Genomic DNA, 6594 nt, shown 5'->3' with positions numbered 1-6594 from the left:
AAAATTTTCCACTCGCTACTATTGAACAATAGTCAATACATTTCCTGAAGCACTCCACCACGAAAGATAAATAGTCAAAATTTTCCACTCGCTACTATTGAACAATAGTCAATACATTTCCTGAAGCACTCCACCACGAAAGATAAATAGTCAAAATTTTCCACTCACTACTATTGAACAACAGGGTGTGTTAGCGGAGCGTAACGCACCGAAACATTTATTTGGGACAAGTGGTGCGTTACTAAACCGATAAATCTAAAATGGTGGGTTACGACGGATTGTTGAATCCCTTTCAGAGTCTGAATTTTTGCCGTCTAACACACCCTACAATTTTGCTTTTCTTCCCTTCTACCTTCTGCCTTCCTTCTCACAATAAACTAGAATCCAGACTTTGAGACTCCCCCTCCGTTTTAGGCAAATGTAAGCCACACTCCTGCTTAAGGCCATGAAAACGGGTATCCCGTTCATCTACATCATCAACAGTCAAAGGCCGACTAGAATGCCAATCTCCCACAGTAGTGTATCCCAAATCGAAAAATGGATGATAAGGTAAATCGTGAGCAGTCAAATATTGATAAATATCCCGTGCATTCCAACTAAGTATCGGTAAAATCTTATATACACCCGACTGTTTACCAATTCGAGGCAAACCTTGACGGTGCTTAGTTTGGTCTCCCCTTAACCCCGCCAACCAACCAGTCGCCCTCAGTTCTTTCAATGCTCGTTCCATGGGTTCTACCTTACGAATTTGGTCATAGCGGTTGAGGGCATCAACATCTTTTTCAGCCCAAAGTCGGCCATATAAAGCTTCCATCCGAGCTGGACTAATAGAAGACTGATAAACTTTAAGATTAAGTTTAAGTCGTTCTATCAACTCTTCAGCAAATCTATAGGTTTCGGCTGGTAAATATCCTGTATCAATCCAGATAACAGGGATATTAGGTACAACACTTGTAGCTAGGTGTAACATAACAGCAGCCTGGATACCAAAACTGGTACTCATAACCAGACCTTCCTTAAAAGTTTCATATCCCCACTTCACTAAAGTCTGAGCATCCGCTTGACCAAGTTTCTGATTAACAACCCCAAGATCCAGTTCTGGTGGATATGTGTAATCTTGCCAATCGTATTGTCCATTTTTGTTGAGGGCGATCGAACTCTGTTGTAACATAGTTATTATTAATAAAAATCTGGGTATAAGGGGTTATGGTTTATCATACGTCACCAATAACTCTTCAATTAGAGATAATTTATACTGTTTTTATCTATAGAATACCTTGTATTACAAAAAGCTTTTTTGTCCTCTAATTTACTAATACAGGGAACACTTAACAGGGAACACTTAACAGGGAACACTTAACAGGGAACAGCGAGAAATCATTGATAATTTCTGGAAAGGTTAGGAGTCAGTCCTCAGGAGTCAGGAGGACTATTATATAGCAATCAGCAATGAAATGTGAGAAAAAACTGTAGGGGTTTGGTCTCCAAACCAAAGCTAAGATAGGGTTTGGAGACCAAACCCCTACGATCAAATATTACAAATTCTGACAAATCACAATTGATTGCTATAGAAGGTAGTCGGAAGAATTGTCCCGCGATTTTTCTGCCCTTGTCTACTCTAAGGGAACACTTAACAGGGAACAGGGAGAAATCATTGATAATTTCTGGAAAGGTTAGGAGTCAGTCCTCAGGAGTCAGGAGGACTATTATATAGCAATCAGCAATGAAATGTGAGAAAAAACTGTAGGGGTTTGGAGACCAAACCCCTACGAGCAAATATTACAAATTCTGACAAATCACAACTGATTGCTATAGAAGGTAGTCGGAAGAATTGTCCCTTGATTTTTCTGCCCTTGTCTACTCAAAATGGTAACTTTTTGAGTTTTTTAGACCTAAAAGCTTGCACCTTTTTTCAACCTAAAAAGGCTAAAACCTTTATTTTTAAATACTTTGAGATTTAATCAACAAGTCCTAAATAAAAAAAGACCAGCTTTGGACGACTGGCCTAGATATTAAATATGTTCCGTTGTTATTTCTGTGAGATTAACCTTTAGCTACGCGTTCCCAAGTTCGCAGCGTTTAGCGGGTTTAACTGTCTCACTTTGTTGTATGTACTTATTTTAACAAACTATTGAAAAATTTCTTAAAAAAAATTTAAAAATTTATAGAAGTTGACCGCTGTTTTATATGGACTTCCGCACTTTGTGGCTTACCCCATAAAACCTGCTCCTGTTTATAGACAACCATACCAGGTTTTGCTCCCTTGGGTTTATAAACAAACTTAGGTTTGGTATAAATCACTGGAACTACTTCACTTTGTCGGGCACGACTATAAAAGGCACTCATATCCGCAACAAACTGTAGGTCAACTTCATCTGGTATTGCGCCAGCATCCAGTCGCAACAAAACATGACTGCCAGGAATTTCCTGAGTATGAAACCATAAATCGTAATCTCCCGCCACTCGAAAAGTCAAGAGGTCATTTTGACGGTTATTACGACCTACCAATAATTCCAACCCACTAGGAGTTTGGTAACGATAAAATTCTGTATCCTTTCTATTATCTTGATGATGATGTTCTGGGGCGTTAAGATAACCTTGTTGAATCAACTCATCCCTAATTTCTACCAGAGTCTCTAAATCTTCTGGACTGCGGTAACTATCTAACTGAGACAAAAAAGCTTCTACTTGTTCCAAATAGTCAATTTCGCCTTGAACTTCTGCCAAAAGTGGCTCAACTGCTGTACGTGCCCGTTTCAACTTTTGGTGCTTTTTATAAATACGTTGGGCATTTTGCACTGCATTTTTTTCTGGATCTAACTTGATGACCACAGTTTCTCCCGTTTCAAAGTCCGCAAGGGAGATATTTTTCATCCCCGAGCGCCATTCCTGGAGATTGGCCATAAGTAAATCGGCTTGCGATCGCAACAATTCTGCTCCATCCGACTGCTGTAAACGTTCGGTAAAAGTATTGGCCTTTAGCTGTAACTTAGCCGTAATACTATTCAGTTTTTGAGTAATTTGATGATGAAGTTGACTAAACTCTTGCTGATTAAGCTGTTGAGTATAATAGGTATTTATTAATTCACCGACAGAATTAACAGATTCTATTGCCCCCCAACCTGTTACACTGTAACCTGTCAATGTCCAACTAGGACACAAATCCAATTTTGCCAAAATTCCCAGCCATTCTTGCCAAAGTTGAAATAATTTTTCCCAGTCTGAAGCAGTCAGGTCATCTGTAGATTGTTGCGGATCTAGATTGGCAGTTTGAATCATTGGTTGTACCAATGCTTTACTAAGACCACGATAATTTTTGATCAAATTTCGCCATAATGGACCAGGAATTAAACTAATTCGTTCTTGCCACCGCTGTTGAGTTTCCTGCAAACTAGGAATAGGATTAGTTAGAGATGGTGGAAGTTCGTAAGGTTGACCAGTTTGAATTTGACGGACACTAGACTGTTGATTATTAACTTGATGGGCGCAGGTAACAACTAAATTATTGGCAGTGGTAAGAATAACATTACTATATTTAGTCATAACTTCTACATAAAGATGCCACAGAGGAGGTTCTCCAGGACGTTTGGCAAATTGGAAGTCCAAAACCCTTTCCCAAGGAGAAACTTCAGCAATAGCTATTAAAGCTAGTCCACTTAATTGATGTTTTAGTTGTTGACTAAAAGTAAAGGTATCAGGGATTCGAGGAGGAGGGTCGCTTGTACAAATGCGAGCTGCTTGGGGATGCCAAGAAATATCTAGCCAACCTCGTTTTTTGATAGTTCGGAGGGCTATTGCAATGGTAAAGCGATCGCGCTGATATACTTGTTCTAATCTGGCCGGCAGCCATTGAGACCGGAGTTCAGAACAAGAGGCCATAAGAGTTGTATAATCAACAGGTTGCACAGTCAGGTTAGAATTAAAAATTCCAAGTTAAAGGTCTAAAATTATTTATTAATTATATGTAAATTTAGTTTCTCAATTTTTGATATAGCAGTTCTTTAGTCTATGAGGTACAGTTTTATATTCCCCCCGCCCCCTGGGAAAGGGAGAAACCTTCAAAGTCCCCCTTGAGAAGCTATCCCTTATAAGGAACTCCTGAAACCCTTGTGGGAGGGTGGGGAGGATGGGGAGGTGTGGGAGGAGGGGGAGGAAGAATCCCGCCTACAATCATCAAAAAAATGTCATATTAAAATACACTTTTCTGCTGAAAAAGCCGTTTATGAAGCATCAACATAACTTGTCAATAATGCCCAAGTTTTATGTTAAGAAAGATGTTTATAAAGCATAGCTTTCCAAGGGGGATTTAGGGGGATTGTAAATGTGCCTCATAACTTTAAGCATTGCTATAAATTGGAATAATTATTTAATTATATTTGTTTTTAAAGTTTACGATACAAATAATTACTTCTTCTATAAAAACATTTGTTATTATTAGGTATATTAAATTTTTTTCTAGGAGTTAGGTAGGGTATCTGTTGTTAGGTAAAAGTATAGGAGATAGAGAGAGACTATAAGGAAAAAATTGAAAAATGCTCTAATAGTTGGCATTTTTTCTGCTTCCTATATCTTTTTTTTGTAGAACCTTGTTTGTCTAAATGAAGATTTTAATGTATTTTTTCGTTCAAGCGTGAAAAACTTTATATTTATCATTTAGTAGTACAGGTTTATTGTATTTCATTATAATCTGTCATGGATATCCAGTTAATTAACATTGGTTTCGGTAATATAGTTTCTGCTAATCGGGTAGTTGCAATTGTTAGTCCAGAATCAGCTCCCATCAAGCGAATAATTAATGATGGACGGGAAAGAGGCCAATTAATTGATGCTACTTATGGTCGGCGTACTAGAGCAGTGATTATTACAGATTCTAATCATGTTATTCTTTCTTCAATTCAACCTGAGACAGTAGCACACCGATTTATATTTAATCATAAAGATGACTAAAGTTTTGATAGTTAATTTTGGGTTGAGCAGAATCTCTGATTAATCATAATTAATTATGGTAGGACTATGGCTAAGAAAGAATTGGCTCTTGACAATTACTGATGAGGAAATTTAAAAAGACGGAAATGTTTTTCCAACTGTTCCCTCCTAATCCCTCCTAATATGATAGAAAATTATGCAAAGTGGTAAATTAATTGTGTTAACTGGACCAAGTGGTGTAGGTAAGGGGACTTTGTTAAGCTCTTTATTGCAACGCCATCCAGAATTAGTTTTGTCTGTTTCTGCTACTACTCGTTCTCCTCGATCTGGGGAAGTGGAGGGAAAGAGCTATTTTTTTGTAGACCGCGATAAATTTCAACAAATGATCGAAAGTGAGGAATTATTAGAGTGGGCAGAATATGCTGGTAATTTTTATGGCACACCAAGTATCCCCGTGATGGAAAATATTCAACAAGGTAAATCAGTAATACTGGAAATTGAGCTAGAAGGTGCGCGACAAATTCAAAAGAGTTTTCCTGATGCTTTGCGGATATTTATTTTACCACCTTCGACTGCTGAATTGGAAAAAAGATTGCGGGGTAGGGGACAAGATTCGGAAGAGGCGATCGCTAAACGTCTACAACGAGCGACTGAAGAACTTGAGGCAGCTACAGAGTTTGATATTCAATTAGTGAATGATAATTTGGATGATGCTTTGCAAAATTTAGAGACAATATTGTTTGATTCTGGGGAGTAGGGAGTAGGGAGTAGGGAGAAATAATTGATAATTTATGAATAATAATTGATTTTTGGAGATGTTTATTAGTAGACCATAAAGTAGAGAAGTTGGATGCAACGTTCCTACAGGGCGATCGCTTCCTATAAATACTAGATAGGGTTTGTTGAAAAAGTCTTTCTGCTCTTTTTAGGGAGTAGGGAGTAGTTAGGAGAAATGGGAATTATAGAGGAGGTAGTCGGATATATTTATCCTTTGATTTTTCTGTGTTTGTCTGCCTAAAATGCTAACTTTTTCAGCTTTTTGGTACATATAAAAAAGCTGGTATTTTTTTCGACACGAAGTTTCCTTAATCTACCCTGTTTTTGCCTAAGTCTGCAGAAATTGCCAATCATCAAAAATCCCATAAATTATTGCACTCTTGTTCATCAATTTTTCCTGACTCCCTATTCAATAGAAACCGGGTTGACACACCACAAACAACAAAGCAAGTTGATTGCTCTAATTATCATTTTTTTCATCAGGAAATTTTGTCTATCTACCCGGTTTTTGCATAAGTCTGCAGAAATTGCCAATCATCAAAAATCCCATAAATTATTGCACTCTTGTTCATTAATTTTTCCCGACTCCCTATTCAATAGAAACCGGGTTGACACACCACAAACAACAAAGCAAGTTGATTGCTCTAATTATCATTTTTTTCATCAGGAAATTTTGTCTATCTACCCTGTTTTTGCATAAGTCTTCCGAAATTTCCAATAATCAAAAATCCCATAAATTATTGCACTCTTATTCATCAATTTTTCCCTACTCCCTACTTCCTATCCAATAGAAACCTGGTTGACACACCACAAACAACAAACCAGATTGATTGCCCTAATTATCATTTTTTCAATCAAGAAATTTTGTCTATCTCCCCTGTTTTTGGATAA

At 37.6% G+C, this 6594-nt stretch carries 5 protein-coding genes; 3 read left to right on the top strand and 2 right to left on the bottom strand.

Annotation, left to right across the window (positions count from 1 at the left end; translation table 11 throughout):
- Nucleotides 1-367: 367 nt before the first annotated feature.
- A complete protein-coding gene (gene cysH / locus F6K40_RS16320; RefSeq protein WP_375340574.1) occupies nt 368-1198 on the bottom strand; it encodes a phosphoadenosine phosphosulfate reductase in 831 nt (276 codons plus the stop codon).
- A gap of 956 nt (nt 1199-2154) precedes the next feature.
- Nucleotides 2155-3906, bottom strand: coding sequence for an Rqc2 family fibronectin-binding protein (locus F6K40_RS16315; RefSeq protein ID WP_293137597.1), 1752 nt, complete (start codon nt 3904-3906; stop codon nt 2155-2157).
- Between the two features lie 201 nt (nt 3907-4107).
- On the opposite strand from F6K40_RS16315, the gene F6K40_RS16310 reads away from it, so the two are divergent.
- The 3 genes from F6K40_RS16310 to gmk all read left to right on the top strand — a co-directional run bounded on the left by F6K40_RS16310 (nt 4108) and on the right by gmk (nt 5683).
- The gene (locus tag F6K40_RS16310; RefSeq protein ID WP_293137595.1) at nt 4108-4239 is read left to right on the top strand and encodes a hypothetical protein; all 132 of its coding nucleotides are present in this window, start codon (nt 4108-4110) and stop codon (nt 4237-4239) included.
- 453 nt (nt 4240-4692) lie between these two features.
- Entirely contained in the window at nt 4693-4947 is a 255-nt protein-coding gene (remA, locus tag F6K40_RS16305; protein ID WP_293137593.1) for an extracellular matrix/biofilm regulator RemA, read from the top strand.
- Nucleotides 4948-5122: 175 nt separating this feature from the next.
- The gene (gmk, locus tag F6K40_RS16300; protein ID WP_293137591.1) at nt 5123-5683 is read left to right on the top strand and encodes a guanylate kinase; all 561 of its coding nucleotides are present in this window, start codon (nt 5123-5125) and stop codon (nt 5681-5683) included.
- Nucleotides 5684-6594: the final 911 nt, after the last annotated feature.

Origin of the sequence: Okeania sp. SIO3I5 (assembly GCF_010672085.1) — a bacterium.
Lineage (GTDB): Bacteria > Cyanobacteriota > Cyanobacteriia > Cyanobacteriales > Microcoleaceae > Trichodesmium.
The sequence above is the reverse complement of the archived record's forward strand: the minus strand, read 5'-3'. Positions and strand labels throughout refer to the sequence as shown.